Source organism: Mesorhizobium sp. CNPSo 4670, from assembly GCF_057784235.1.
Genome location: NZ_JBWJFQ010000007.1, coordinates 185,310 through 207,981, shown reverse-complemented (window position 1 = coordinate 207,981; position 22,672 = coordinate 185,310). Strand labels below are relative to the sequence as shown.

Here is a 22,672-nt window from a genome sequence, read left to right as displayed (position 1 = left end):
AGGTCATCGGCTGCGACGCTAGTCTCCGGGTTTACGGATAAACCGATGCCAAGGTTGTCGATCAGTTTGTTGGGTGCGTTGCTGGGCATTTGCCTGGTTACTGCCGCTGTCGAACAATCGGACGCAAAGGTGACGCCCACCACCCGGAGCGAACGGTGCGCCAATCTCAGCCACCAATTTGATGAAGCCCTCGAAACCCATGCCGCGGCAACGCAGGTCACCGCGGCAAAGGCACTTCAGAGAAAGGGTAACCGGTACTGCGCCGCCAAGAAACAGGCACAGGGCATCCGGATGCTCGCCAACGCTTTGAAGCTGCTTGGAGTGACGCCGAACGACCCGGTTCAGTGACGCTCGAAAACTCGACCCGCTAAAAAAGGAAGTGAAGCCATGAAGAAGTCCATCCTCTCCGCAACCGGTCTCGCCGTCGCTCTCGCCTTCGCGATGCCGGCTCTCGGTAACGCCGCTGCCACCACGACCGCTGCTCCGGCTGCTTCGACGACCACCACCGCTCCGGCTACTGCCGCCCCGGCCAAGACTGCTCCCAAGAAGGTCGTCAAGAAGACCAAGAAGCACAAGAAGGCTCCGACGAAGGCCGTCAAGAAGGACGCCCCGAAGGCTTAATCCAGATCGGGCATAACTTGCCCGTCCGCGACAAGGCCGTTCCAGTTGTTTTTCGGCTGGGGCGGCCTTCTTCCTGTCCGACCGCTGCAAGCCCTGATATCGGCGATGTAGCGGACGGTTAGCCTACCGATGTTTGGCCGAAGCCTCGCGCCGGCAGCTTCCGCCCCGACCGACTTTAACCCGTTTGCAATGCCGGCCATGTAGGACAATCCGCATGAAGAAGCGGCTTTCGTCCACTCTGCGTTCGTTGGTGCTTGGCGGTCTGGTCGCCACCGGCGCCGCCAGGGTGCTAATCCTGCTCACTGCCAGCCCGGTGCCCGATCCGGCCAGCGGGCGCACCGAGCCTTCGCTGTTCGCACCGGAGATTTCCACCAACTGGGACTACATCACGCCGGCACAGACTTGGGTGCTGATCGTGCTCACCGGCACAACGCTGATCTGCGTCCTCGCGTGGCCGATTGCGGCATGGCTGGAACGCCGGGCGGATGCGGGCGGAAACCGCCTTCGGTCCGATATGCCGTCCGTCACGGCCGCGCGGCAGATTCCCGGCCGCCGCATCTTCGGCCGCCAGGACCGTTGAACGGCAACCGAGACTTTCCCACATAGTCACGGATGGCGGCGCCAGCCCGATCGGCTTTGCGCGTCAATCAAAATGGACGGCTGAATTCGCTGGTGTCAGAATGCGGGCCAGGTCGATTGCGCAAAATTGTCGGTTCCGATGCCTGAAATCACCACAAAGCCGCGTACCCAGGTCAAGCCGCAGACCGAGCGGCCAAAGCTCTACAAGGTCATCCTTATCAATGACGATTTCACGCCGCGCGAATTCGTGGTGACGGTGCTGAAGGGCGAGTTCAAGCTCAGCGAAGACCAGGCGCACAGGATCATGATCACCGCACATCGGCGCGGCGTCTGCGTTGTTGCCGTCTTCACCAAGGATGTCGCCGAGACCAAGGCAACACGGGCGACCGATGCCGGCAAGGCCAAGGGCTATCCGCTGCTGTTCACGACCGAGCCGGAAGAGTAGTAGCCCTACCGACCCTCGCGGTACCACATCGAACCCATCGCCAGCAGCAGCAAGCCGAGGCCGAGGAAGCCGCCGAACAGTGGCACGCGCGAAACCGCCTTGAGCACGCTGTCGTCCGTCGTGCGCAAGCCGATCCAGTCGCTGCCGGTGGCCTGACCGGAAGACCGCACCGGCACGATGGAGGGCAGCGCAATGTCGCTGCCAAGGGCCGTGGATGACGCCAGCCGCCTTACGCTGCCGCCGGTGGCTTCCGCCGGCGCCCTCAGCCGGTTTTCGGTGGAAATGACATCGGCGAATTCCGGCGCGTTGACCGGCCCGACATGGGCGAGCGCGGTGAGGTCGCCATTGGCGACCTGGTAGAGGCCGATTTCGCTGGTCTCGACACTGCCGAGGAAGACACCGGGCTCGGATTTCTCGAGCTTGACGGTCAAGGTCTTGCCGGAAGGGGTGATGATCTGCGCCTGGCCGGGATCATCGGCCATCGTCTGGCGGCGGATTTCCAGCACCATGCCGCGACCGTCGGCGGTCAGCCGCTCCTCCTCGAGATCAGGCTCCTTCATCAGCCAATGCGCGATGCGCCGGTAGAGCTGGACATGCGGGCCGCCGCCCTCGAAGCCGCGCGCCCACAGCCAGCCCTGGTCGGACAGAAGCATGCCGACGCGGCCCTCTCCCTTGCGGTCGAGCAAGAGCAGGGGCCGGTTGTCGGCGCCCTTCATCACCACTTCGCCTTCGGGATTCTGCACGCCGATGGTGCGGAACCAGCGGCTCCAGTGCGGTGGCTCGGTGGCCGAACCGTCGAGCCCGCGGGTCACCGGGTGGCGCTGGCCGAGGTCGGTAAGGCGCGGATAGAAGGCCTTGTCGACCACCTCGCCGGTCGGCATCGCCGGCAGGGCCGACATCAGCGGTGTGCGTGCGATCGAGCTTTCACCGGCATATTCTGGCCCGGCCGCGATCAGCAGCGCGCCGCCCTTTTCGACATATTCGGAGATGTAGTCGTAATAGAGGATCGGCAGCACGTCGCGGTGCTGGTAGCGGTCGAAGATGATGAGATCGAAATCCTTGATCTTCTCGACGAACAGTTCGCGAGTCGGGAAGGCGATCAGCGACAATTCGTTGATCGGCGTGCCGTCCTGCTTTTCCGGCGGCCGCAAGATGGTGAAATGGACGAGGTCGACCGAGGCGTCGGATTTCAAGAGATTGCGCCAGGTGCGCTCGCCGGCATGCGGCTCGCCGGAGACGAGCAGCACGCGCAGGTTTTCGCGAATGCCGTCGATGAGCGCGATGGCGCGGTTGTTCGTGTCGGTCAGTTCGCCCGGCTCGCGGTCGATGGCGAGCTCGACGATGTTGCGGCCAGCACCCGGAATGGTCACCTGCAGCGGCATGGCCTGGCCGACGGTGGCATGCTCGACCGCGACCTGCTCGCCATTGATCGAGACGCGCACTTCGACCGGGCCGGTCTCGTTTTCCGTCGAGATCACGCGGTAGGTCATGTCGAGCGGCTTGCCGACAAGGCCGAAGCGCGGTGCGTTCTCGAAGCGGATGCGGCGATCCTTCTCGTGATCGTTTCCGGTGATCAGGGCATGCAGCGGTGCGTTGAAATCGGGTGCGCGCGCGGGCGCATCATGTACCTCGCCATCGGTGATCATGATGGCGCCGCCGATGCGTGACGGCGGCACGTCGCGGAAGGCGCCTTCGAGCGCACCGAACAGCCGAGTTTCCGTGCGCTCCTCGGCGGCTTGCGATTTACCGGCCTCGACGACGCGCACGTCGAACTGCTTGAAGCGGCCAAGACGCTGCTGCAGCCCGGCCAGTGCCTCGTCGGTCTGCTTGGTGCGGTCGCCGATATCCTGGCTCTGGCTGCGATCGACGATCAGGGCAACGACGCTTTTCAGCGGCTCGCGCTCCTCGTTGAGAAATACCGGGTTGAACAGGGCGGCGGCAAGCGCCAGCAGGGCGACGAAGCGGAAGACGGCGCCACGCTGGCGAAACCACAGGCCTATGAGCGCCAGCAGTGCCAGCGGCACCAGCACCAGAGCCAGCAGGGGCCAGGAGATCAGCGGCTCGAGGGAGATCGACCAGTTCATGAATTAGCCTCCCCCTTGTGGGGAGGGCAATTCCGCGTTGGGAACGCAACAAAGTACGTCATCCTACTGCCCCAGCCGTTCGAGCAGTATGGGCACATGCACCTGGTCGGATTTGTAGTTGCCGGTCAGCATGTACATCATGATGTTGACGCCGGCGCGCAGCGCGTAGATGCGCTGCATCGGGTCCGCCGGCACGGTCGGCAGCAGCGGATCGCCATTTTCGTCGACCGCCCAGGCGCCGGCGAAATCATTGGCGGTGATCATGATCGGCGAGACGCCGTCGCCGGTCCGCACCGGCCGGTTCTCGGCATTGCTGGCGTCGAGCGAGGCCTCGACCCAGAGCGGGCTGCCACTGAAGCGGCCGGGAAATTCGGGCAGGATGAAGAAGGATTTGGTCAGCACGTGATCGGATGGCACCGGCTCCAGCGGCGGCACGTTGAGGTTGCCGAGGATGTCGCGCAGCCGCTCCGTCGCCGGGCTGGTCGAATCGGCGCCGATGCCGTTGGCGAACTGGTCGCGGGTGTCGAAAAGCACCGTGCCGCCCTGCTGCATATAGGCGTCGATGCGGGCGATCGCAGCCTGGCTCGGCATCGGTGCGGCCGGATCGATCGGCCAGTAAATCAAGGGATAGAACGACAGCTCGTCCTTGGAGATGTCGACGCCGGCCGGCGCACCGGGTTCCAGCGCCGTCTTCTCGACCAGGAATCGGGTCAGGCCTTCGAGCCCGGCGCGGCTGATCGAATCGTCACCCGGCACGCCGGTCAGCACATAGGCGATGCGGGTTTTCGATATCGCTTCGATGGCGACCTCGTCGCCCGGTTTGGCATCGTCGGCGCGGGCAGGATCGGCATGGCCGAACAGCGCGCCAAGCGCAATCAGGATCGCGGCGGTGGTGGCCACGCCACCGGCACGGCGCGTCCGGCGGGTGAACAGGCCGCCCATCCAGAACACCGCCAGCGTGTCGAGCAGCATCAGCACCAGAGCGGCGACGACCAGCGCGCCCTTCAGGTTGCGCGATTCGTCAAAGGCATACTGGATCGATGTGACCGGAACGGTGATTTGCGGGCGCGCCAGCGGCGCCAGCGTGCTTGCGGCTTCGAGCAGGTTGTGGGCGAAGACGCCGGTCTCGGAGCCGTAGAGGCCGGGCGGGTTCTCGAAGGTCACCGCCAACGCGGGACCCGGCACCAGCGGCCGTGCATCCGGCGTCGGCGGCACCAGCGAGCCGTCGGCTGAGATCATGCGGTAGGGCGCCAGCGAGGTGGCCGCGGCTTCGGCATTGGCGATCGCCGCGCCCTGGTTGCGCGACAACTGCACGATGCGGCGCAGCATCTCGACGAAACTGCCCGAGATCGGCAGGTTCGACCAGGTCGCCTCGGGCGTGACATGGAACAGCACCAGCGTGCCCTTGCCTTTCTTCAGTCCGGTGACCAGCGGCGTGCCGTCGGCGAGTGCGGCCCAGGTGCGCTCGACAATGTCGGGCGTCGGCTCGGCCAGCACCTGCCTGGTGACGGTGACCTCGGTCGGCGGCGCAAGATCGGCGAACGGACCGGCCTTGGGGAATTCGGTGACCGGTTGCGGTGACGTCCATGAGAGGGCGCCACCGAGCGAACGCTCACCGGTGCGCAGGCGGACCGGCAGCAGGTCGTCGTCATTGCCGGCGGCGGCCAGCCGCGAGCCGGCGAAACGCACCAGCGTGCCGCCATTGTCGACCCAGTCGACCAGCCTTTGCCGAACCTGTGCGGGAATGGTGCCGATGTCGGCCATGACGATCATCGCCGGCTTCTGGTCGAGGATCTGCGGGATGGCGTCGGCGAGGTCGGCGCTGGAGGGTTCGACAAGATCGGCGAAGGGCTGCAGCGCGCGCCTGATGTAGTAGAGCGGCGACAGAAGCGGCTGCGCCTGGTCGGCCTCGGCCTGCGACAGCAGCCCGACGCGGCGGCGCTTGGAGCTTTCGTCGAGCACGCGCACCGCACCGGCCTGGCGCTCGCCGTCAAGCCCGATCGAGGCGAAGTCGTTGCGCAGCTCGAACGGTACCGCCATGGTGCCGGTGGCGGTGGTTTCGCCAGGGGAAAAGGTCAGCGTCGCATCGGCGATGCGGCGGCCCTTGTCGTCGAAAGCACCGGCAGTGACTTGTGCGGGTGCCGGGTCGCCCGGCGCGCGAATGGCGGTCAGCGCAAAGCCATCGACCTGGTTGTCAGCGGTGGTCAGGCCGGTCAGCGACAGCCGGTCTGAACTGGCCCACACGACACGAGCGGCATTTTTCGACAACAGCGTGTTGAAGGCGGCCTCGTCGCCTTTCGCCGCTAGGCCGTCGGCAAGTACGGCGACGCTGGCGCCGGGCAAGCTGTCCAGCACACCGGCGACGCGGGTATAAACGGCGGGCCGGTCGGTCGGGATCGGTCGCGGCTTGGCGGCGCGCAGCCGGTCGAGAGCAGCGGCGGCATCGAACGGGCCGATTTCCGAATTGGGCTTTTCGGCGGTGAAGGCGATGACGACCGGCACGCCGTTCGAGCCGGCGTCGTTGATCAGCCGCTCGGCGGTGGCGACGCGCTTGTTCCAGTCGGCGGCACTTGCCCAGTCATTGTCGATGACCAGCGCCAGGGCTGCGCCCTCGGCCGGCAGTTTTTCGCGCGGGTTGAACACCGGCTCGGCAAGGGCGGCGACGATGAGAGCCGCCATCAAGAGCCTGAGCAGCGTCAGCCACCATGGGCTCTGCTGCGGCGTCTCCTCGCGCTTCAACACGCGCGCCAGGATTTTGAGTGGCGGGAAGACCTCGGTCTGCGGCTTGGGCGGCGTCAGCCGCAACAGCCACCAGATCACCGGCAGCGCCAGCAGGCCCCACAGCACCATGGGGGCGCCAAAGGAGAGCGGCAGCCAGCTCATGCGACGGCCTTCCCGGCGCGACCGCCACCGGTGGCCAGCCCGGCATGGCCGCTTGCGGCCAGCCCGGCATAACCGCCATCGGCGGTCATCGCCATGTGCAGGCGCACGAGCGCGTCGGAAGCCAGTCGATCGGTGTGGTTGACGGTAAAGCTCCAGCCGAGCCGCCTGCACCAGGCAGCCAGTTCGTGGCGGCGGGCGGTGTAGAGCAGGCGGTATTCGTCGCCGAGCATTTCAGCGCGGCCGGCGGTCAGCTTGTCGCCGGTCTCGGGATCGGTGAATTCGGTGCGGCCGGCATAGGGGAAGGTTTCCTCGGCCGGGTCGGCGACCTCGATCAGATGGGCGCGCACGCCGTGGCGGGCGAGCACGTCAAGCCAGGCCATCGTCTCCTCGACCGGATCGAGGAAATCGCTGGCGATGACGATGTCGCAGAAGCGGCGGATGTCGGAGAGGTCGGGTTTGGGCGGCAACTCGCCGGCATGCATGAGTTGGGCGGCAATGCGCTCGGCGCCGTTGCGGGCGGTGAACGGATCGGTGAGGCCGGGCCAGGCGATGCGCTCGCCACTGCGCGACAACAGCTCGGCCATGGCCAGCGTCAGCACCAGCGCGCGCGATTGCTTGGACACGCTGGCGCCGGTCGATTTGTAGAGCATTGACGGCGACGGGTCGGCCCACAGCCAGACTGTATGCGCGGCTTCCCATTCGCGGTCGCGCACATAGGTGTGGTCGTCGCGGGCCGAGCGGCGCCAGTCGATGCGCGAGGCGTCGCCTTCGACATAGGGCCGGAACTGCCAGAAATTCTCGCCGATGCCGCGCTTGCGGCGGCCATGCCAGCCGGCGATCACGGTGTTGACAATGCGGCGCGCCTCGACCAGCAGGTCAGGCACAAGCGAAGCCCGCAACCGGCCACGAGCGAGCGCGTCGCGCGTCGCTGCCGGAGCCTGGACCTCGCCGATGCGCGCCATCAAATCCCTTTCACCAGCTTCGCCACCACGTCGCGCACGCTGGTACCTTCGGCGCGGGCGGCGAAAGTCAGCGCCATGCGGTGCTGCAGCACCGGTTCGGCCAGCGCACGGACATCGTCGATGGAGGGCGCCAGCCGCCCATCGTAAAGCGCGCGCGCCCTTGTGCACAGCATCAGCGCCTGGCTGGCGCGCGGGCCGGGGCCCCAGGCGACATGCTTGTCGGTTTCGGCATTGCCCTGGCCGGGGCGCGCCGAGCGCACCAGCATCAGGATCGCCTCGACGACGCTTTCCGGCACCGGCATGCGGCGGATCAGCGTCTGGATCTCCTTCAGCCGCACCGGCTGCAGCACGTTCTGCGCCTTGGCGTCCTCGATGCCGGTGGTTTCCAAGAGGATGCGGCGCTCTGCCTCGATTTCGGGATAGAGGATGTCGACCTGCATCAGAAAGCGGTCGAGTTGGGCCTCGGGCAAGGGATAGGTGCCTTCCTGCTCCAGCGGGTTCTGCGTCGCCAGCACATGGAAGGGCGCCGGCAGGTCGTGGCGGGCGCCGGCAATGGTGACGTGGTACTCCTGCATCGCCTGCAGCAGCGCCGACTGGGTGCGCGGCGAGGCACGGTTTATCTCGTCGGCCATCAAAAGCTGGGCGAAGATCGGCCCGGAGATGAAACGGAAGGAACGCTTGCCGAACTCGTCCTGCTCCATCACCTCGGAGCCGAGGATATCGGACGGCATCAAGTCAGGCGTGAACTGGATCCGGCGTGAATCGAGGCCCAGCACGACGCCCAGCGTCTCGACCAGCTTGGTCTTGGCGAGGCCCGGCACGCCGACCAGCAGCGCATGGCCGCCGGCCAGCAACGCCACCAGCGTACGCTCGACGACGCTCTCCTGGCCGAAGATGACCCGGCCGACCCCGTCGCGGATCCTGGAGATGTCGGCAAGCGCCTTCTCGGCCTCGGCGATCATGTCCGTTTCGCTCATCGGGCTTTCCTTGACCATCACGCTCATGCAGCTTCGATCCCTTTGGTTGGAGATACCATGGTTGGAAATACCGGCACGCACCATAGCATAGGTTGCCGCGATTCGGCCTCGCGTGGCGCCTATGTCAAAACTTAAATCACAGACTTAGGCTGACAAGCGCAACAACAGTGACTATTTCGTGACCATGACGGAACACTCCGAACATCGCCAGCAAAGCCTTACGACCGCCACCGAGGCGCGCGGTCTCGAGGCGCTGATTTCGCGCGCGGCCCGCGCCGGCAAGGGCGCGGCGCCGGTCGAGCGCTGGAATCCCGACTTCTGCGGCGATCTCGACATGGAAATCAAGGCTGACGGCACCTGGTTTTATCTGGGCACGCCGATCGGGCGCATGCCGCTGGTGCAGCTTTTCTCCTCGGTGCTGCGCAAGGACGCGGACGGCAGGACCTATCTGGTGACACCGGTGGAACGGGTCGGCATCCGCGTCGCCGACGCGCCGTTCATCGCCGTCGAGATGGATGTTTCGGGCAGCGGCGACGGACAGATCATCACCTTTCGCACCAATGTCGGCGATGTCGTCGAAGCCGGACCGGAACGGCCGCTGCGCTTCGTTGACGAGAGCGAGACCGGTGGCCTGAAACCCTATGTGCTGGTGCGCGGCCGGCTGGAAGCGCTGGTTGCGCGGCCGGTGATGTATGAGCTGGTCGGACATGGCGAGGAGATCGAGATCGACGGCAAGACCATGTTCGCCGTGCGCTCGAAGGGCGCGGTGTTTGCGATCATGCCGGCGGACCAGCTGAAGCGGCTGAGCGCGTGATGGACAAGATGTCGCCGGCGCCGTTTTCCGCAGCGGATTTTCGCGCGCGCTTTGCCGCGCAGCCGGACGCGCATGCCGGCGACGACTATGGCGATCATCGCTTCAATCCCGGCCATCCGCGCCTCAACCAGGGCAAGCCGCTGCGCAATGCCGCGGTGCTGATCCCGGTGGTCGATCATGAGGGCGAAGCGACGGTTGTGTTGACCAAACGGGCCGAAAGGCTGCGCGATCATTCGGGGCAGGTGGCCTTTCCCGGCGGCACCATCGATGCGACCGATGCCAGTCCGGAAGCGGCGGCTGTGCGCGAGACCTTCGAGGAAATCGGCCTTGCCCAGGATCGCATCGAGATCATCGGCCGCATGCCCGATTATGTCGCCGGCAGCGGCTACCGCATCGCGCCGGTGCTGGGCATCGTACGGCCCGGTTTCCAGCTCACCTTGAATGCCGACGAGGTCGATGCCGCCTTCGAAGTGCCGCTGCGTTTCCTGATGGACCCGGCCAACCACAAGCGCGACAGCCGCATGTGGAACGATCTCGAATGGTTCTTCTACGACATGCCCTATGGCGACCGGCGCATCTGGGGCGTCACCGCCGGCATCATCCGTACGCTTTACGAAAGGCTCTATGCGTGAATGTCTCTATCGCGGGCCGGGCCAAGTGGCTCGGCGACAAGCACCTGCAGCGCCTGCTTGCCGCATTGGCGCAAGGCGGTGAAGAGGCGCGTGTTGCCGGTGGCGCGGTACGCAACACGCTGATGGGCCAGCCGGTCGCCGACATCGACATCGCCACCACGTGTCTGCCGCAGGAAACAATCCGCCGCGCCGAGGCGGAAGGCTTCAAGGCGGTTCCGACCGGCATCGAGCATGGGACGATCACCGTGGTCGCCGGCGGCAAGCCCTATGAGATCACCACTTTGCGTGCCGATGTCGAGACCGATGGCCGTCGCGCCAAGGTGTCGTTCGGGAGCGACTGGAAGCTTGACGCCGAGCGGCGCGACTTCACCATCAACGCGCTCTATGCCGAGGCCGATGGCACGGTGATCGACCTGGTCGGCGGCATCGCCGACATCGAGGCGCGCCGGTTGCGCTTCATCGGCGATCCGGAAGCGCGCATCCGCGAGGATTATCTGCGCATCCTGCGCTTCTTCCGCTTCTTCGCCTGGTATGGCGATGGCCGGCCGGATGCCGAGGGCTTGAAAGCCTGTGCCCGGCTGAAGGAAGGGCTGGCCCAGCTTTCGGCCGAGCGCATCTGGTCGGAACTGAAGAAGCTTCTGTCGGCGCCCGATCCTTCGCGGGCGTTGCTCTGGATGCGGCAGGCCGGCGTGTTGACCGCCGCGCTGCCGGAAAGCGAGAAATGGGGCATCGACGCGATCCATGCGCTGACCAAGGCCGAGAAGAATCTGGACTGGGCACCTGACCCGCTGCTTAGGCTGGAAGCGATCGTGCCGCCAGATGCCGCGCGTATGAAGACGCTCGCCGAGCGGCTCAAATTTTCGACCGCCGAAGCGGATCGCCTGCGCCACTGGACGTTGGCCACCGCCGCCGAGCCAAAGACGACCGAGCGCGAAATGGCAAAGCGGCTCTATCGCGGCGACCGGCAAGGGTTCGTCGACCGCCTGCGGCTGTCGCTTGCGGGCGCGCGGATGCGCGCCGTCCAGGACAATGACGCGCTGCTCGAAGCCGGCGGCTTTTCGCGCCTGCTTGCCTTCGCCCTGAAATGGGAAAAGCCGTTGTTTCCGCTAAAGGGCGCCGATCTGACGCGGCTCGGCGCAACTCCAGGGCCAAAGCTTGGGGAAATCCTCAAGAACCTTGAGACGGAATGGGTCGAAGCGGGCTTTTCGCCCGATCGCGGCGCGCTGCTTGAACGCGCCGCGGAAGCCTTGAAAGCAGGCTGAAGTCACGCAGCGTCGCGGGTCTTCTCGATGCGCGAGCGGATCGCCTCGATCATCGTCTCGCGGATGACCGCCTCGCCATGGGTCTCGCGCATGTGCTCTACGGCACGGCGCATGACCTCGGCCTCCTCGTCGGCACGCGTGTGCCAGTCACAGCCGGGCACGAGCGACCCGCAGTGAAATTGTTTCATGGGATTTCTCCTTTCCTCCGCGGAGCCTGAGGCTCCGATAGTTTTTTGGCTCATGGTCCAAATCCAGGATGGGAACTTGGGGCCGCGAGCGGGGGAACAGCATAACACAGATGGGGCGGCATTGGTCGCAGTCAACGGCGAAAAGGCGGAGCAGCGCTGCTCCGCCCTCTTACGCTACCCCGAAACAGGACCAGAGATCGTCTCGTCCTGCTGTGGCAGGCAGGCTGTCACTTTGCGATCTTGACGGCCTCGGCAACCTTGTTCTTGCCGCTCATCTCCCATGAGACGCGAACCTTTTCACCGACCTGAAGGCCAGGATCCTTGAAGGTCTTGGGAAGCGTAAAAGACGATCCGTCATCGAGGACAAGGCTCATGGCCGTTGCGTCAAAGGTCTTGATCGTTCCGGTGGTGTGCTTGACGGCGGCGAATGCCACCGAACCGGAAGCGAGAAGGGCAGCGGCGGCCGCCGAAACAATGATCTTGCGCATTGCGAAGTACTCCTGGAAAAGGCGGGTATCCTTTTTGACGAAGATGTCCCGCATCGTCTGGGCCGTCCGGTCGCGTCGGGTCGCGGCTCGCGTTGCTTTGACGCAATTCCGGACGGAAAACGGTTTCACAGTTTCCCTAGAATTGCGCTCAGGCGAACCGCCGGCGCTTCCCGACCCGGCGCAGCAAATAGGCCAGCCTTTTCAATCGCCTATTAGACGAAAAAGAAATCTTTCGGGATGCTCCATGCCACATTCCATGCCCATTTCGAGCAAATGGGACATCAATGCGGCTCACATCGCGCTCACCTTTTTGTTACGGCCAGCGGACCTCGGGCGGCAGGCTGGAGAGGATCGAGGCGACATTGCCGCCGGTCTTCAGTCCGAAGATGGTGCCGCGATCGTGAAGCAGGTTGAATTCGACATAGCGGCCACGCCGGATGAGCTGTTCGTCGCGGTCGCCATCGGTCCAGTTCTCGTTGAAGTTGGCGCGCACGAGGTGGCCGTAGACGACGAGAAAGGATCGTCCGACATCCTGGACGAAGTTGAAATCGGCGTTCCAGCCGCCTTTGTCCTCGCCCGAATGCAGCCAGTCGAAGAAGATGCCGCCGGTGCCACGCGGCTCGTTGCGGTGCGGCAGGTAGAAATACTCGTCGCACCAAGCCTTGAATTTCGGATAATCGGCCACCTCGGGGCTCTTCTCGCAAGCGAACTGCATGGCCCGGTGGAAGGCGATGGTGTCGGGATCGTCCTGGGTGCGCCGGCGGTCGAGCACCGGCGTCAAATCGGCGCCACCGCCGAACCATTGCCTAGACGTGACGACCATGCGGGTGTTCATGTGCACGGCCGGAACGTTGGGGTTCCAGGGATGCGCGATCAGCGAAATGCCGCTGGCCCAGAAGCGCGGGTCTTCCTCGGCGCCGGGCATCTGCTTCCTGAATTCGGGCGAGAACTCGCCATAGACCGTCGAGGTGTGGACGCCGATCTTCTCGAAGACGCGACCGTGCATCATCGACATGGTGCCGCCGCCGCCGCGGCCCTCGTCGCGCTCCCATGGCGTCTTTTCGAAACGGCCTGGCGACCAAGAGGCCAGCGGGCCGCCAAGATCCTGCTCGATCTGCTCTAACGCGTCACAGATGCGTTCGCGCAGCGCCTCGAACCACAGGCGCGCCTTCATCTTCTTCTGTTCGATGTCGGCGGGCAGGCCTGCCGGTATTTCAGGTCGTTCCAAGTGTCGTCTCCGGTTGCTGGGGGCGAGTCCCTACAAATGACTCGTCTTTTGCCGGCGCGATCCCTAATCTCTTAGGGGCAAGGGTCAAGTGTCCAAGCGTCATTAAGGTGCAAGGAGCTGTTTCGTGCGCACCCCGGCAAGACCACCGCTGGATGGCCTGAAGAAAAGGCTCGACCGAAGCCGGAACGAGCGCGCGCGCATGCCGCGCGACGGGTTTTTGCGTGAGACCTTCGTGCTGCCGCGCTCCGATGCGCGCCTCAAGGCCAAGGAATGGTTCGAGCGCTTTCCCAAGCAGGCCTACTGGACCGAGATCGAAAGCTGGTTCGAGCGTCCGGGCGACCTGATCGAATTCACCATCAGGCGGCTGCCGGCGGCGGATTGAAGTGCAGCAGGCCTCCCTATAAAGGGGTTCAGCCAGCAACCAACCTTCTCGCCCCCGTGCCTTCCTTCGCTAGGCGGTCTCCCTTGTTCCGCAACGGGCATTTGTCGATCGACATGCAGCCGCAGCCGATACAGTCGGTCAGCCCGTCGCGCAGTTTCTTCAACTGGGCGATCTTGTGATCGAGCCCGTCACGCCAGGCGGTCGACAAAAGGTTCCAGTCGTCGCGCGTCGGCGTGCGGCCCTCGGGCAGGGATTCCAATGCGGCACCGATCTCGGCCAGCGAGATGCCGACCTCCTGCGCGACCTTGATGATCGCCACGCGCCGCAGCACGTCGCGGCCGTAGCGGCGCTGGTTGCCTGACGTGCGGTGGCTGCGGATCAGGCCGCGCGCCTCATAGAAATGCAGCGCCGACACCGCCACCCCGCTGCGCATCGCCACCTGGCCGACCGTTAATTCCGTTACCGGTGCCATCCTTGCTTTCCCGCCTCGATTTTATCGCTTGACCTCAAGTTAAGTTGAGCTTGTAGCAAGAAACCCAGGATGTGCAAATAAAGGAGAGGGCGATGTGCGCCTGGGTCAAATTGACGGGGGTTGCCAGCGAACTCCTAGCTGAGTTGCCGGATGGCTTCACCCGCCACCATGGCGACGGACAGCGCGACGTTGATGCTGCGCGCGGCACCCTGCATGGGGATGGTCAGCCGCGCATCCGCCGCTTGATGGACAGCATCCGGCACGCCTGCGGATTCGCGGCCGAACAAAAGAATGTCACCGCTGGCGAAGGCAAAGCTCGTGTAGGGAATCGCGGCCTTGGTCGACAGAAGCACCAGCCGGCGGGAGCCGGCCCTGCGCCAGTCCTCGAAGGCGTGCCAATCGACATGCCGGGTCAGGTCGGCCATTTCGAGGTAATCCATGCCGGCTCGCTTCAGCGCCCGGTCGGAGAGCGGAAAGCCGGCGGGTTCGATGATGTCGACGCCAAGGCCGAGGCAAGCGGCAAAGCGCAGGATTGTGCCGGTGTTGCCGGCGATGTCAGGCTGGTAGAGCGCGACGCGGAGACGATCGTTCATTTCCGCATCCTTCTAATAAGTGGCAGATCGGCCACAGCAGGCTCGCGGTTTTGGAAATTGCTGGACCTGCGGGTGGCCATTTTCTGCGAAGTCGGATATGTCAGGTCCATTGTCAACCCGAACCGATGGAGGGGGAATTCATGATGACCATGCACATCCAGCGCCCCTCTTGTGGGCTTGCACGCCCCACGGCGGTTTCGGTACGACGGTTCTCCTGACTCTCTAAGACTTGATCGCACCGATTCCCGCCGAAACGCTTTTTCGGCTCTCGAAGGAATCCTGCGATGTTTTTCAAACTGTCAAAGGGGCTGAACGCCCCGCCTGAACGTGTCCAGACCGACGCTTGTCGTGTCCAGACTGACGCTCGGCGTCATGTCCAGACCGACGCCATCAGTGCCTCCGGCCGAATGCCGGCGGACGATATGGATTCGCCTTTTTATCTCTATTTTCACACGGAGGACGGACCGATGTTCGATCGCTACAGAATACCTGGCTCAAGGAGCCTGCATATCCACCGGATGCCGACCTGGGCGCTGTTGATCGGCGACACCTATTCGTCAGCCGTTCATGCCGAAGTCCGCCGCCGGCCGCATCGCGGCATGCTGCCGGATGTCGATTTCTCGCACGCGGTCCCCGACCCGAGCCGGCCGTCGCTGGTGCGCCGGATCATCCGGCTGATCCGGCCGGGGCCGAAGATCCGGGTTGTCGACCCCGCACCGTCAGGATCGACAAGCTCGGCTGTCGGCGAAAAGCCTGCTAGCCCCTATATAGCGCGAAGCAGGACCGATGGCTCGGACGATTCCGAGCCATCGGTCCTTGACGCCGAGCGGTCTGGCGACTTCGTACGTTCCCATGCCGCGTGAGCGGAAAACAGATTTGTGAGCATGACTTATGTTGTTCGGCTGGTTTGAAAAAAGGCTCGATCCGTTCCCGGCAGCGGAACCGGTCGAGCCGCCCAAGACGCTGGTCGCCTTCTGCGTGCATTACACACGCGGGGCCTGGCCCTATATCCTTCTCGACGCGGTGCTGGTGACGGCCATCGCCATCGCCGAAGTGTGGATGTTCGGCTTCCTGGGCCGCATCGTCGACTGGCTGTCAGGGCAGAATCGCGAAACCTTCTTGCAGACGGAAGCCTGGAAGCTCGCCGGCATGGCGTTCATCGTGCTGTTCGCGCTCCCCGGCACGGTGTGGCTCCATTCGCTGCTCAACCAGCAGACGCTGATGGGCAACTATCCCATGCGCATACGCTGGCAGGTGCACCGCTACCTGCTCAAGCAATCGATGAGCTTCTACCAGGACGAGTTCGCCGGCCGCATCGCCACCAAGCTGATGCAGACGGCGCTTGCCGTGCGCGAATGCGTCATCAAGCTGATCGATGTGCTGAACTACGTCATCGTCTATTTCCTCGGCATGCTGTTCATCGTCGGCTCGGCCGACTGGCGGCTGGCAACGCCGCTTGTCGTCTGGCTCGTCGGCTATGTCCTGCTGCTGCGCTATTTCATTCCGCGGCTGGGCAAGGTCGGCGAAGAACAGGCCAATGCGCGATCGACCATGACCGGCCGCGTCGTCGACAGCTACAGCAACATCCAGACGGTCAAGCTCTTCAGCCACGCACGCCGCGAAGCATCCTTCGCCAAGGAGGGGATGGCCGGCTTCCTCGAGACGGTCTACCGGTCGATGCGGCTGGTGACGGTGCTGTATGGCGTCCTCTATATCCTGAACGCGCTGCTGCTGTTCTCCGTCACCGCGCTGTCGCTATGGCTGTGGCTGGGACAGGCCGTGACGATCGGCGCTGTCGCCGTGGTCATCGGGCTGGTGCTCCGGATGTGGGGCATGTCGCAGTGGATCATGTGGGAAATGTCGGGCCTGTTCGAGAACATCGGCACGGTGCAGGACGGCATCGCCTCGATCTCGTTGCCGCGCCTGGTCGAGGACCGGCCTGGGGCAAAGGACATCGCCGTCACCAGGGGCGAGATCCGCTTCGACGACATCCGTTTCCACTACGGCAAGCAGAAAGGTGTCATCGAGGGCCTGTCGCTGACGGTGAAGCCGGGCGAGAAGGTCGGCATTGTCGGCCGATCGGGCGCCGGCAAGTCGACGCTGGTCAACCTCCTGCTGCGCTTCTACGACCTGGAAGCTGGCCGGATCCTGATCGACGGCCAGGAGATCGCCGGCGTGACGCAGGATTCGCTGCGCGCCCAGATCGGCATGGTCACGCAGGACACCTCGCTGCTACATCGTTCGGTGCGCGAAAACATCCTTTATGGCCGGCCTGACGCCAGCGACGAGCTGCTCGTCGAGGCGGCGCGGCGCGCCGAGGCGCTGGACTTCATCTCCGGGCTTTCGGATGCCAAGGACCGCAAGGGATTCGACGCCCATGTCGGCGATCGCGGCGTCAAATTGTCCGGCGGCCAGCGGCAACGCATCGCCATTGCTCGCGTTATGTTGAAGGACGCACCTATACTTATCCTTGACGAGGCGACGTCCGCGCTCGATTCCGAGGCTGAAGCGGCCATCCAGGAGAATCTCTACAAGCTCATGCAAGGCAAGACCGTCATCGCCATCGCGCACCGGCTGTCGACCATCGCGGCGATGGACAGGCTGGTGGTGATGGACAAGGGCCACGTCATCGAAGAAGGTTCGCACGAGGAACTCGTCGCCCAGGGCGGGCTCTACGCGCAGCTCTGGCAGCGTCAGTCGGGCGGGTTCCTGATCGACGACGGCCCGGCCGATGCCGCCAATGACGCACTTGCAAAGGGGCAAGCCGCAGAATGATGGCCGCCGCATGATGACAGCCGTCTATCGCTGGTTCGAGAACTGGGTCTATCCGTTCAGAGAGCCGGCGAATCTTCGGCCACCGACCAGCGTCGGCGGTTTTCTCTGGCACTATGTCGGCCAGGCGAAATTCGCCTTTTTCGCCATGCTGCTCATCGGCGGCATCGCACCGCTGGTCGAAGCGGGCCTGTTCTACTTCGTCGGGCGGCTGGTCGACATTCTCGACCAGCTTCCCGGCGAGCGCAGCTGGCACGCGCTGTGGAATGCCGCCGGCCCCGAACTGGTGTTCATGATCGCGGTGGTGCTGGTGATCCGCACCATCGTCGTCGGCCTGTCGGCGCTGGTCGACGAACAGACAATCACGCCCGGCTTCTACAATCTGGTGCGCTGGCAGGCGCACCGGTACGTGTCGCGTCAGTCCTACGCCTTCTTCCAGAACGATTTCGCCGGCCGCATCGCCACCAAGGTCTGGCAGGCGGGCCAAGCCACCGGCGACCTGATGGAAAGCTTCATCGAGGTCATCTGGTTCATGATCGTCTACACGGTGACGACGCTGGCGCTGGTCGCCGGGCTGGACCTCAGGCTGGCGGTGCTGGTGGTGATCTGGATTTCCGCCTTCGGCTGGCTGGCCAAGCTCTATCTGCCGGCAATCCGCAAGCACGCCGAGGAAACCGCCGAAGCCGGCTCGATGATCACCGGCCGCATCGTCGATTCCTATTCCAACGTGCAGACGCTGAAACTGTTCTCGGCCGATGGCGACGACCGCTATATCAAGAACGGCTTCGACATCTATCTCGACGCGCTGCGCCCTTTCACCCGCCGGCTGACCGGCGTGCGTATGGCGCTGACAACACTGTCGGGTATCATGATCACGACGATCGGTTGCTTTGCCGTCTATCTCTGGGTCGAGGGCTCGATCACCGTCGGTGCGGTCGCCTTCACGCTGTCGCTGGTGCTGCGGCTCAACATGCTGCTCGGCCGGGTGATGATGCAGCTCAACGGCATATTGCGTAATCTCGGTGTGCTGGAAAACTCCAAGGCGCTGGTCTCGCAGCCGCTCGGTCTCACCGATGCGCCCGGCGCAAAAGGACTCGTGGTGGCCGGTGGGCGCATCGAGGTGAAGAATGTCGAGTTCCACTACGGCAAGGGGTTCGGCGTGCTCAACGGCATCGACCTAGTCGTGCGGCCGGGTGAGAAGGTCGGGCTGGTTGGACCCTCCGGCGCCGGCAAGACGACGCTCGCCAATCTGATCCTGCGGCTCTACGATCTGGAAAGCGGGTCCATCACCATCGACGGCCAGGACGTCGCTGGTGTGACGCAGAATTCGCTGCGCGCCAATATCGGTGTCGTCAGCCAGGACACGGCACTGTTCCACCGTTCGCTGCGCGACAACATCAAGCTCGGCATGCCTGACGCGACCGATGCCGAGGTGATCGCGGCGGCCAGGAAGGCCGAGGCGCACGAATTCATCGTGGGTCTTCGCGACAACCGGGACCGTGCCGGCTACGAGGCCTTTGTCGGCGAGCGCGGCGTCAAACTGTCGGGCGGCCAGCGCCAGCGCGTGGCAATAGCCCGCGTCTTCCTCAAGGACGCGCCGATCCTGATCCTCGATGAGGCGACGTCGGCGCTGGACTCGGACATCGAGGCGGCGATCCAAGAGAATCTGGCGCTGCTGATGGAGGACAAGACGGTCATCGCCATCGCCCACCGGCTGTCGACCATCGCCGCGCTCGACCGGCTGGTGGTGCTCGACGGCGGCCGCATCGTCGAACAAGGCACGCATGACGAACTGGTGGCGCTCGACGGGCTCTATGCACGGCTGTGGACGCGGCAGTCCGGCGGCTTCCTCTATCACGAGGAAAGCGTGCTCGAAGAGACACGCCCGGCGGAATAGGGGGCAGCGGAGTGAGGTCATGAGTGGATCGGCGGAGGTCGGCTATGTGCTCAAGCGGCTCCGGCCAACCACGCCGGCCTTCGATGCGCTGAAGGAGGAGAGCCGGCTGGAGGGCTACTGGATGCTGGTGCGCCTGGCGGATGGCTGGGCGAGCGGCCGCAACAAGTTCCTGAAGCGGGGCGAGGCGCTGTACGGATCATGGCATGGCCGGGACCTTGCCGGCGTGTGCGGGCTGAACATCGATCCTTATTTCGAGGCCAGGGACCACGGCCGGGTCCGGCACCTGTTCGTGAGCGCGCGCCACCGCCGCACCGGTCTTGGCCGCATGCTGGTCGAGACCGTCATCGACAGGGCGCGTCAGCATTTCGCCGCGCTGAACACCCGCGCGCCGCAAGAAGCCTTCGCGTTCTATGAGCGGCTTGGCTTCCGGCCGGTGATGGGCGAAGAATTCGTTACACACCGCATGATTTTTGGGAAAGGAGGCTGAAATGTCGCTGCGTCCGCCATCCGCCGGCGCCTCGGCTGCCGAAGCCGCCTTCGACGCGCTCGGCCATGAAATCCTGGCCGAGAAGGCGGCCGCGCTCGGCCGCGCCGGCCAGCGGGTCGAGGAAACGCTGGCGAGGCTGCGCGACAATGGCGACGAGCGCCTGCGTCCCCGGCTCCTCAAGGAAGCCGCAGAGGCGGTGCACGGCTATTTCATCCAGCGCGAACTGTGCGGATTGCGAAGGCATGACGCCGTCATCCGTGAATACAACATCCCGAAGGCGGTTCTGGTCAGGCTCGGCGCCAAGTAGCTCGTATGTTCGACCATGATCTCCAGCGAAAAGCGGTTCCCGCTTTTCGAGATCATGGTCATTCCAGCCATTCGGTGATGAAGGTGCCGTTCTCGTGGATGTCGGTGGTTTCCAGCGGGCCCGGGCCGAGATTGGTGAATTTGTGGGGCGTGTTGGGCGGAACGATCACGATCTGGCCGGCAAAGGCCTCGATCTCCTGGTCGCCGACCGTGAACAGGCCGGTGCCCTGGCGGATGATGAAGATCTCTGCGTAGGGATGGGTGTGGAGCCGGGGACCGCCGCCGACATCAGGCAGATAGTTGAAGATCAGGCAGGAGTTGGAGCCGTAGGCGCCGCATTGGAGCTCGCCCTTCCAGCCGTCCGAGCGAACAGCCCATGTGTCGCGGTCTATGACGTGTGCCATGTGCCAAGGATAAACCGGGCCGGTGTCCGGTGTCGAGGTAGACGCGAACCCCGGAATTGCGGTTGTTTCCCTGTTGTTTAGCGATCCTCAGTGGCCATTCGGCGTCGCGCTGCCAGGCGGCGGATTTTGTCCCCGCGACAATCTGCCCTTGTGCCTTCACCCGTCTGGACAAAAACGGGCTTCACGCATAAACCGAAGTCCAAATGCCGGAGGAATTCGCAAGCCTGTTCGCCATGCGCTGTCGGGTTGGCGCAATTGAGCGGGGAACAAGGCTCAGCCACCGGCGCGGAAGAGGCGAAAGGATCAGGCACTCGTGAGCGCAACCGACACCCAGGATCCCAACCGTCGTGATTTTCTCTACGTCGCCACCGGCATGGCCGCTGTGGTCGGCGCGGGCGCTTTCGCATGGCCGTTCATCGACCAGATGCGCCCCGACGCCTCGACGCTGGCATTGGCCTCCGTCGAGGTCGACGTCGCCTCGCTGACGCCGGGCATGTCGCTGATCGTCAAATGGCGCGGCAAGCCTGTCGTGGTGCGCAACCGCACCGAGCAGGAGATGAAGGACGGCGAGGCGGTCAAGCTGGCAGACCTCAAGGACCCGATCGCCCGCAACGCCAATCTTCCAGCCGACGCGCCGGCGACCGACGCAAACCGCACCACGCCCGGCAAGGAAGCCTGGATGGTGATGGTCCAGGTCTGCACACATCTGGGCTGCATTCCGCTCGGCCAGGAAGGCGATTTCGGCGGCTGGTTCTGCCCGTGTCACGGTTCGCAATACGACACGGCCGGCCGCATCCGCAAAGGCCCGGCGCCCGAGAACATGGCAGTGCCGGTATTCAAATTCATTTCCGATACCAAGATCCTTATCGGTTGAGGCAGGGGATATTTCGATGAGCGAGGGACACTCGACCTATACGCCCAAGACCGGTATCGAACGCTGGTTCGACGCCCGCCTGCCGTTGCCGCGGCTGGTCTATGACAGCTTCATCGCCTATCCGGTACCACGCAACCTCAACTATGCCTGGACCTTCGGCGGCATCCTGGCGATCATGCTGGCGTCGCAGATCATCACCGGCATCGTGCTGGCCATGCACTATGCGGCCGACACCACTCTCGCCTTCGATTCGGTCGAGAAGATCATGCGCGACGTGAATTCTGGATGGCTGTTGCGCTATCTCCATGCCACAGGCGCCTCGTTCTTCTTTATGGCCGTTTATGTCCACATCTTTCGCGGCCTCTACTACGGCTCCTACAAGGCGCCGCGCGAGCTGCTGTGGATCCTCGGCTGCATCATCTACCTCCTGATGATGGCGACGGCCTTCATGGGCTACGTGCTGCCTTGGGGACAGATGAGCTTCTGGGGCGCCACCGTCATCACCGGCTTCTTCAGCGCCATCCCGCTGGTCGGCGAATGGATCCAGCAGCTGCTGCTCGGCGGCTTCGCCGTCGACAATCCGACACTGAACCGCTTTTTCTCGCTGCACTACCTCTTGCCGTTCATGATCGCCGGGGTCGTCATTCTGCATATCTGGGCATTGCACGTCACCGGCCAGAGCAATCCGACCGGCATCGAGGTCAAGTCGAAGACCGACACCGTCGCCTTCACCCCCTATGCGACCATCAAGGACGCGTTCGGTTCGATCGTGTTCCTGTTCTTCTTTGCCTATTTCGTCTTCTACATTCCGAATTTTCTTATGGCACCCGACAATTACATCGTAGCCAATCCGTTGAAGACACCGGCGCATATTGTGCCTGAATGGTACTTCCTGCCGTTCTACGCGATCCTGCGCGCCATCACTTTCAACATCGGGCCGATCAATTCCAAGCTCGGCGGCGTGATCTGCATGTTCGGCGCCATCGTCATGCTGTTCCTGGTGCCGTGGCTCGACACTTCGAAGGTGCGTTCGGCTGTCTACCGGCCCTGGTACAAACTGTTCTTCTGGCTGTTCGTCGCTGACGCCGTCCTGCTTGGCTGGCTGGGCTCGCAGCCTGCCGAGGGCAGCTATGTGTTCATGGCGCAGATGGCGACGCTGTTCTACTTCGCCTTCTTCCTGGTCGCGCTGCCGGTGCTCGGGCTGATCGAGACACCGCGGCGGCTGCCGAATTCGATCACCGAGGCTGTGCTCGAGAAGAACAAGGGCGGCGGCGGACATCTGGCGGGTGCCGCGGCCTCACCAGAGACCAAGGGCTGAGCGG

General features: G+C 64.2%; 25 protein-coding genes. 15 read left to right on the top strand and 10 right to left on the bottom strand.

Annotation, left to right across the window (positions count from 1 at the left end; translation table 11 throughout):
* The first annotated feature begins 45 nt into the window (after window positions 1–45).
* From AC0ZT5_RS14830 to clpS, 4 genes are all read left to right on the top strand, one after another.
* Complete coding sequence (locus tag AC0ZT5_RS14830; protein ID WP_457151218.1) at window positions 46–348, top strand: hypothetical protein; 303 nt, start codon at window positions 46–48, stop codon at window positions 346–348.
* 39 nt (window positions 349–387) lie between these two features.
* Window positions 388–621 (top strand): hypothetical protein, encoded by a 234-nt coding sequence (locus tag AC0ZT5_RS14825; protein WP_095090827.1) that lies wholly within the window; start codon window positions 388–390, stop codon window positions 619–621.
* 214 nt (window positions 622–835) lie between these two features.
* The gene (locus AC0ZT5_RS14820) at window positions 836–1,201 is read left to right on the top strand and encodes a hypothetical protein (RefSeq protein ID WP_488497033.1); all 366 of its coding nucleotides are present in this window, start codon (window positions 836–838) and stop codon (window positions 1,199–1,201) included.
* A gap of 138 nt (window positions 1,202–1,339) precedes the next feature.
* Window positions 1,340–1,645, top strand: coding sequence for an ATP-dependent Clp protease adapter ClpS (gene clpS, locus AC0ZT5_RS14815; RefSeq protein WP_477300305.1), 306 nt, complete (start codon window positions 1,340–1,342; stop codon window positions 1,643–1,645).
* Between the two features lie 5 nt (window positions 1,646–1,650).
* Here the strand turns inward: clpS and AC0ZT5_RS14810 are convergent, their stop codons facing one another.
* The 4 genes from AC0ZT5_RS14810 to AC0ZT5_RS14795 all read right to left on the bottom strand — a co-directional run bounded on the left by AC0ZT5_RS14810 (window position 1,651) and on the right by AC0ZT5_RS14795 (window position 8,578).
* A complete protein-coding gene (locus AC0ZT5_RS14810) occupies window positions 1,651–3,729 on the bottom strand; it encodes a hypothetical protein (protein WP_488497032.1) in 2,079 nt (692 codons plus the stop codon).
* A 63-nt stretch (window positions 3,730–3,792) separates the two neighbouring features.
* A complete protein-coding gene (locus AC0ZT5_RS14805) occupies window positions 3,793–6,612 on the bottom strand; it encodes a DUF4159 domain-containing protein (protein ID WP_488497031.1) in 2,820 nt (939 codons plus the stop codon).
* A complete protein-coding gene (locus AC0ZT5_RS14800) occupies window positions 6,609–7,574 on the bottom strand; it encodes a DUF58 domain-containing protein (protein WP_488497030.1) in 966 nt (321 codons plus the stop codon). The genes AC0ZT5_RS14805 and AC0ZT5_RS14800 overlap by 4 nt, the downstream gene beginning before the upstream one ends.
* Complete coding sequence (locus AC0ZT5_RS14795; RefSeq protein ID WP_488497029.1) at window positions 7,574–8,578, bottom strand: AAA family ATPase; 1,005 nt, start codon at window positions 8,576–8,578, stop codon at window positions 7,574–7,576. The genes AC0ZT5_RS14800 and AC0ZT5_RS14795 overlap by 1 nt, the downstream gene beginning before the upstream one ends.
* A gap of 157 nt (window positions 8,579–8,735) precedes the next feature.
* Between AC0ZT5_RS14795 and AC0ZT5_RS14790 the strand changes: the two genes are divergently transcribed.
* Genes AC0ZT5_RS14790 through AC0ZT5_RS14780 form a run of 3 tightly spaced genes read left to right on the top strand, consistent with a single transcriptional unit; the run spans window position 8,736 to window position 11,259 of the window.
* Window positions 8,736–9,365 (top strand): DUF1285 domain-containing protein, encoded by a 630-nt coding sequence (locus AC0ZT5_RS14790; protein WP_488497077.1) that lies wholly within the window; start codon window positions 8,736–8,738, stop codon window positions 9,363–9,365.
* On the top strand, window positions 9,365–9,997 hold the full coding sequence (locus tag AC0ZT5_RS14785) for a CoA pyrophosphatase (protein WP_488497028.1): 633 nt from the start codon (window positions 9,365–9,367) through the stop codon (window positions 9,995–9,997). The genes AC0ZT5_RS14790 and AC0ZT5_RS14785 overlap by 1 nt, the downstream gene beginning before the upstream one ends.
* On the top strand, window positions 9,994–11,259 hold the full coding sequence (locus tag AC0ZT5_RS14780) for a CCA tRNA nucleotidyltransferase (protein WP_488497027.1): 1,266 nt from the start codon (window positions 9,994–9,996) through the stop codon (window positions 11,257–11,259). The genes AC0ZT5_RS14785 and AC0ZT5_RS14780 overlap by 4 nt, the downstream gene beginning before the upstream one ends.
* A gap of 2 nt (window positions 11,260–11,261) precedes the next feature.
* On the opposite strand, the gene AC0ZT5_RS14775 is transcribed toward AC0ZT5_RS14780, so the two are convergent.
* From AC0ZT5_RS14775 to hemF, 3 genes are all read right to left on the bottom strand, one after another.
* Window positions 11,262–11,447, bottom strand: a complete 186-nt coding sequence (locus AC0ZT5_RS14775) for a DUF1059 domain-containing protein (RefSeq protein WP_095090837.1) — start codon at window positions 11,445–11,447, stop codon at window positions 11,262–11,264.
* Between the two features lie 227 nt (window positions 11,448–11,674).
* Window positions 11,675–11,935, bottom strand: a complete 261-nt coding sequence (locus tag AC0ZT5_RS14770; protein WP_095091696.1) for a DUF1344 domain-containing protein — start codon at window positions 11,933–11,935, stop codon at window positions 11,675–11,677.
* A gap of 313 nt (window positions 11,936–12,248) precedes the next feature.
* Entirely contained in the window at window positions 12,249–13,163 is a 915-nt protein-coding gene (gene hemF, locus AC0ZT5_RS14765) for an oxygen-dependent coproporphyrinogen oxidase (RefSeq protein ID WP_488497026.1), read from the bottom strand.
* Window positions 13,164–13,287: 124 nt separating this feature from the next.
* On the opposite strand from hemF, the gene AC0ZT5_RS14760 reads away from it, so the two are divergent.
* Window positions 13,288–13,545: a hypothetical protein gene (locus AC0ZT5_RS14760; RefSeq protein ID WP_477289533.1), complete on the top strand. Its 258-nt coding sequence runs from the start codon at window positions 13,288–13,290 to the stop codon at window positions 13,543–13,545.
* A gap of 28 nt (window positions 13,546–13,573) precedes the next feature.
* On the opposite strand, the gene soxR is transcribed toward AC0ZT5_RS14760, so the two are convergent.
* Both soxR and AC0ZT5_RS14750 read right to left on the bottom strand, forming a co-directional pair.
* Window positions 13,574–14,017, bottom strand: a complete 444-nt coding sequence (soxR, locus tag AC0ZT5_RS14755; RefSeq protein WP_488497025.1) for a redox-sensitive transcriptional activator SoxR — start codon at window positions 14,015–14,017, stop codon at window positions 13,574–13,576.
* Window positions 14,018–14,151: 134 nt separating this feature from the next.
* Window positions 14,152–14,610, bottom strand: coding sequence for a tRNA (cytidine(34)-2'-O)-methyltransferase (locus tag AC0ZT5_RS14750; protein WP_488497024.1), 459 nt, complete (start codon window positions 14,608–14,610; stop codon window positions 14,152–14,154).
* A gap of 422 nt (window positions 14,611–15,032) precedes the next feature.
* Here AC0ZT5_RS14750 and AC0ZT5_RS14745 point away from each other — a divergent pair, with 422 nt between their 5' ends.
* From AC0ZT5_RS14745 to AC0ZT5_RS14725, 5 genes are read left to right on the top strand one after another with little or no spacing between them, the layout of a single operon-like run.
* Entirely contained in the window at window positions 15,033–15,473 is a 441-nt protein-coding gene (locus AC0ZT5_RS14745; protein WP_488497023.1) for a hypothetical protein, read from the top strand.
* Between the two features lie 28 nt (window positions 15,474–15,501).
* Window positions 15,502–17,385: an ABC transporter ATP-binding protein gene (locus AC0ZT5_RS14740; protein WP_488497022.1), complete on the top strand. Its 1,884-nt coding sequence runs from the start codon at window positions 15,502–15,504 to the stop codon at window positions 17,383–17,385.
* A gap of 10 nt (window positions 17,386–17,395) precedes the next feature.
* Window positions 17,396–19,279, top strand: a complete 1,884-nt coding sequence (locus AC0ZT5_RS14735) for an ABC transporter ATP-binding protein (RefSeq protein WP_488497076.1) — start codon at window positions 17,396–17,398, stop codon at window positions 19,277–19,279.
* A 19-nt stretch (window positions 19,280–19,298) separates the two neighbouring features.
* Window positions 19,299–19,766: a GNAT family N-acetyltransferase gene (locus tag AC0ZT5_RS14730; RefSeq protein WP_488497021.1), complete on the top strand. Its 468-nt coding sequence runs from the start codon at window positions 19,299–19,301 to the stop codon at window positions 19,764–19,766.
* Window position 19,767: 1 nt separating this feature from the next.
* Window positions 19,768–20,073, top strand: coding sequence for a DUF6665 family protein (locus AC0ZT5_RS14725; RefSeq protein WP_488497020.1), 306 nt, complete (start codon window positions 19,768–19,770; stop codon window positions 20,071–20,073).
* 58 nt (window positions 20,074–20,131) lie between these two features.
* Here the strand turns inward: AC0ZT5_RS14725 and AC0ZT5_RS14720 are convergent, their stop codons facing one another.
* Window positions 20,132–20,476, bottom strand: coding sequence for a cupin domain-containing protein (locus AC0ZT5_RS14720; protein WP_477289526.1), 345 nt, complete (start codon window positions 20,474–20,476; stop codon window positions 20,132–20,134).
* A 313-nt stretch (window positions 20,477–20,789) separates the two neighbouring features.
* Between AC0ZT5_RS14720 and petA the strand changes: the two genes are divergently transcribed.
* Together petA and AC0ZT5_RS14710 are read left to right on the top strand one after the other, a co-directional pair.
* Window positions 20,790–21,350, top strand: coding sequence for a ubiquinol-cytochrome c reductase iron-sulfur subunit (gene petA, locus AC0ZT5_RS14715; RefSeq protein ID WP_013529984.1), 561 nt, complete (start codon window positions 20,790–20,792; stop codon window positions 21,348–21,350).
* A gap of 16 nt (window positions 21,351–21,366) precedes the next feature.
* The gene (locus tag AC0ZT5_RS14710; RefSeq protein ID WP_477289524.1) at window positions 21,367–22,668 is read left to right on the top strand and encodes a cytochrome b; all 1,302 of its coding nucleotides are present in this window, start codon (window positions 21,367–21,369) and stop codon (window positions 22,666–22,668) included.
* The last annotated feature ends 4 nt before the right edge of the window (window positions 22,669–22,672 follow it).

What these genes read in the sequence shown, in the direction of transcription:
- AC0ZT5_RS14830 (WP_457151218.1), top strand. Translation starts at nt 46, where the DNA reads ATGCCAAGGTTGTCGATCAGTTTGTTGGGTGCGTTGCTGGGCATTTGC.
- AC0ZT5_RS14825 (WP_095090827.1), top strand. Translation starts at nt 388, where the DNA reads ATGAAGAAGTCCATCCTCTCCGCAACCGGTCTCGCCGTCGCTCTCGCC.
- AC0ZT5_RS14820 (WP_488497033.1), top strand. Translation starts at nt 836, where the DNA reads ATGAAGAAGCGGCTTTCGTCCACTCTGCGTTCGTTGGTGCTTGGCGGT.
- clpS (WP_477300305.1), top strand. Translation starts at nt 1,340, where the DNA reads ATGCCTGAAATCACCACAAAGCCGCGTACCCAGGTCAAGCCGCAGACC.
- AC0ZT5_RS14810 (WP_488497032.1), bottom strand. Translation starts at nt 3,729, where the DNA reads ATGAACTGGTCGATCTCCCTCGAGCCGCTGATCTCCTGGCCCCTGCTG.
- AC0ZT5_RS14805 (WP_488497031.1), bottom strand. Translation starts at nt 6,612, where the DNA reads ATGAGCTGGCTGCCGCTCTCCTTTGGCGCCCCCATGGTGCTGTGGGGC.
- AC0ZT5_RS14800 (WP_488497030.1), bottom strand. Translation starts at nt 7,574, where the DNA reads ATGGCGCGCATCGGCGAGGTCCAGGCTCCGGCAGCGACGCGCGACGCG.
- AC0ZT5_RS14795 (WP_488497029.1), bottom strand. Translation starts at nt 8,578, where the DNA reads ATGAGCGTGATGGTCAAGGAAAGCCCGATGAGCGAAACGGACATGATC.
- AC0ZT5_RS14790 (WP_488497077.1), top strand. Translation starts at nt 8,736, where the DNA reads ATGACGGAACACTCCGAACATCGCCAGCAAAGCCTTACGACCGCCACC.
- AC0ZT5_RS14785 (WP_488497028.1), top strand. Translation starts at nt 9,365, where the DNA reads ATGGACAAGATGTCGCCGGCGCCGTTTTCCGCAGCGGATTTTCGCGCG.
- AC0ZT5_RS14775 (WP_095090837.1), bottom strand. Translation starts at nt 11,447, where the DNA reads ATGAAACAATTTCACTGCGGGTCGCTCGTGCCCGGCTGTGACTGGCAC.
- AC0ZT5_RS14770 (WP_095091696.1), bottom strand. Translation starts at nt 11,935, where the DNA reads ATGCGCAAGATCATTGTTTCGGCGGCCGCCGCTGCCCTTCTCGCTTCC.
- soxR (WP_488497025.1), bottom strand. Translation starts at nt 14,017, where the DNA reads ATGGCACCGGTAACGGAATTAACGGTCGGCCAGGTGGCGATGCGCAGC.
- AC0ZT5_RS14750 (WP_488497024.1), bottom strand. Translation starts at nt 14,610, where the DNA reads ATGAACGATCGTCTCCGCGTCGCGCTCTACCAGCCTGACATCGCCGGC.
- AC0ZT5_RS14745 (WP_488497023.1), top strand. Translation starts at nt 15,033, where the DNA reads ATGGATTCGCCTTTTTATCTCTATTTTCACACGGAGGACGGACCGATG.
- AC0ZT5_RS14740 (WP_488497022.1), top strand. Translation starts at nt 15,502, where the DNA reads ATGTTGTTCGGCTGGTTTGAAAAAAGGCTCGATCCGTTCCCGGCAGCG.
- AC0ZT5_RS14735 (WP_488497076.1), top strand. Translation starts at nt 17,396, where the DNA reads ATGATGACAGCCGTCTATCGCTGGTTCGAGAACTGGGTCTATCCGTTC.
- AC0ZT5_RS14730 (WP_488497021.1), top strand. Translation starts at nt 19,299, where the DNA reads ATGAGTGGATCGGCGGAGGTCGGCTATGTGCTCAAGCGGCTCCGGCCA.
- AC0ZT5_RS14725 (WP_488497020.1), top strand. Translation starts at nt 19,768, where the DNA reads ATGTCGCTGCGTCCGCCATCCGCCGGCGCCTCGGCTGCCGAAGCCGCC.
- AC0ZT5_RS14720 (WP_477289526.1), bottom strand. Translation starts at nt 20,476, where the DNA reads ATGGCACACGTCATAGACCGCGACACATGGGCTGTTCGCTCGGACGGC.
- AC0ZT5_RS14710 (WP_477289524.1), top strand. Translation starts at nt 21,367, where the DNA reads ATGAGCGAGGGACACTCGACCTATACGCCCAAGACCGGTATCGAACGC.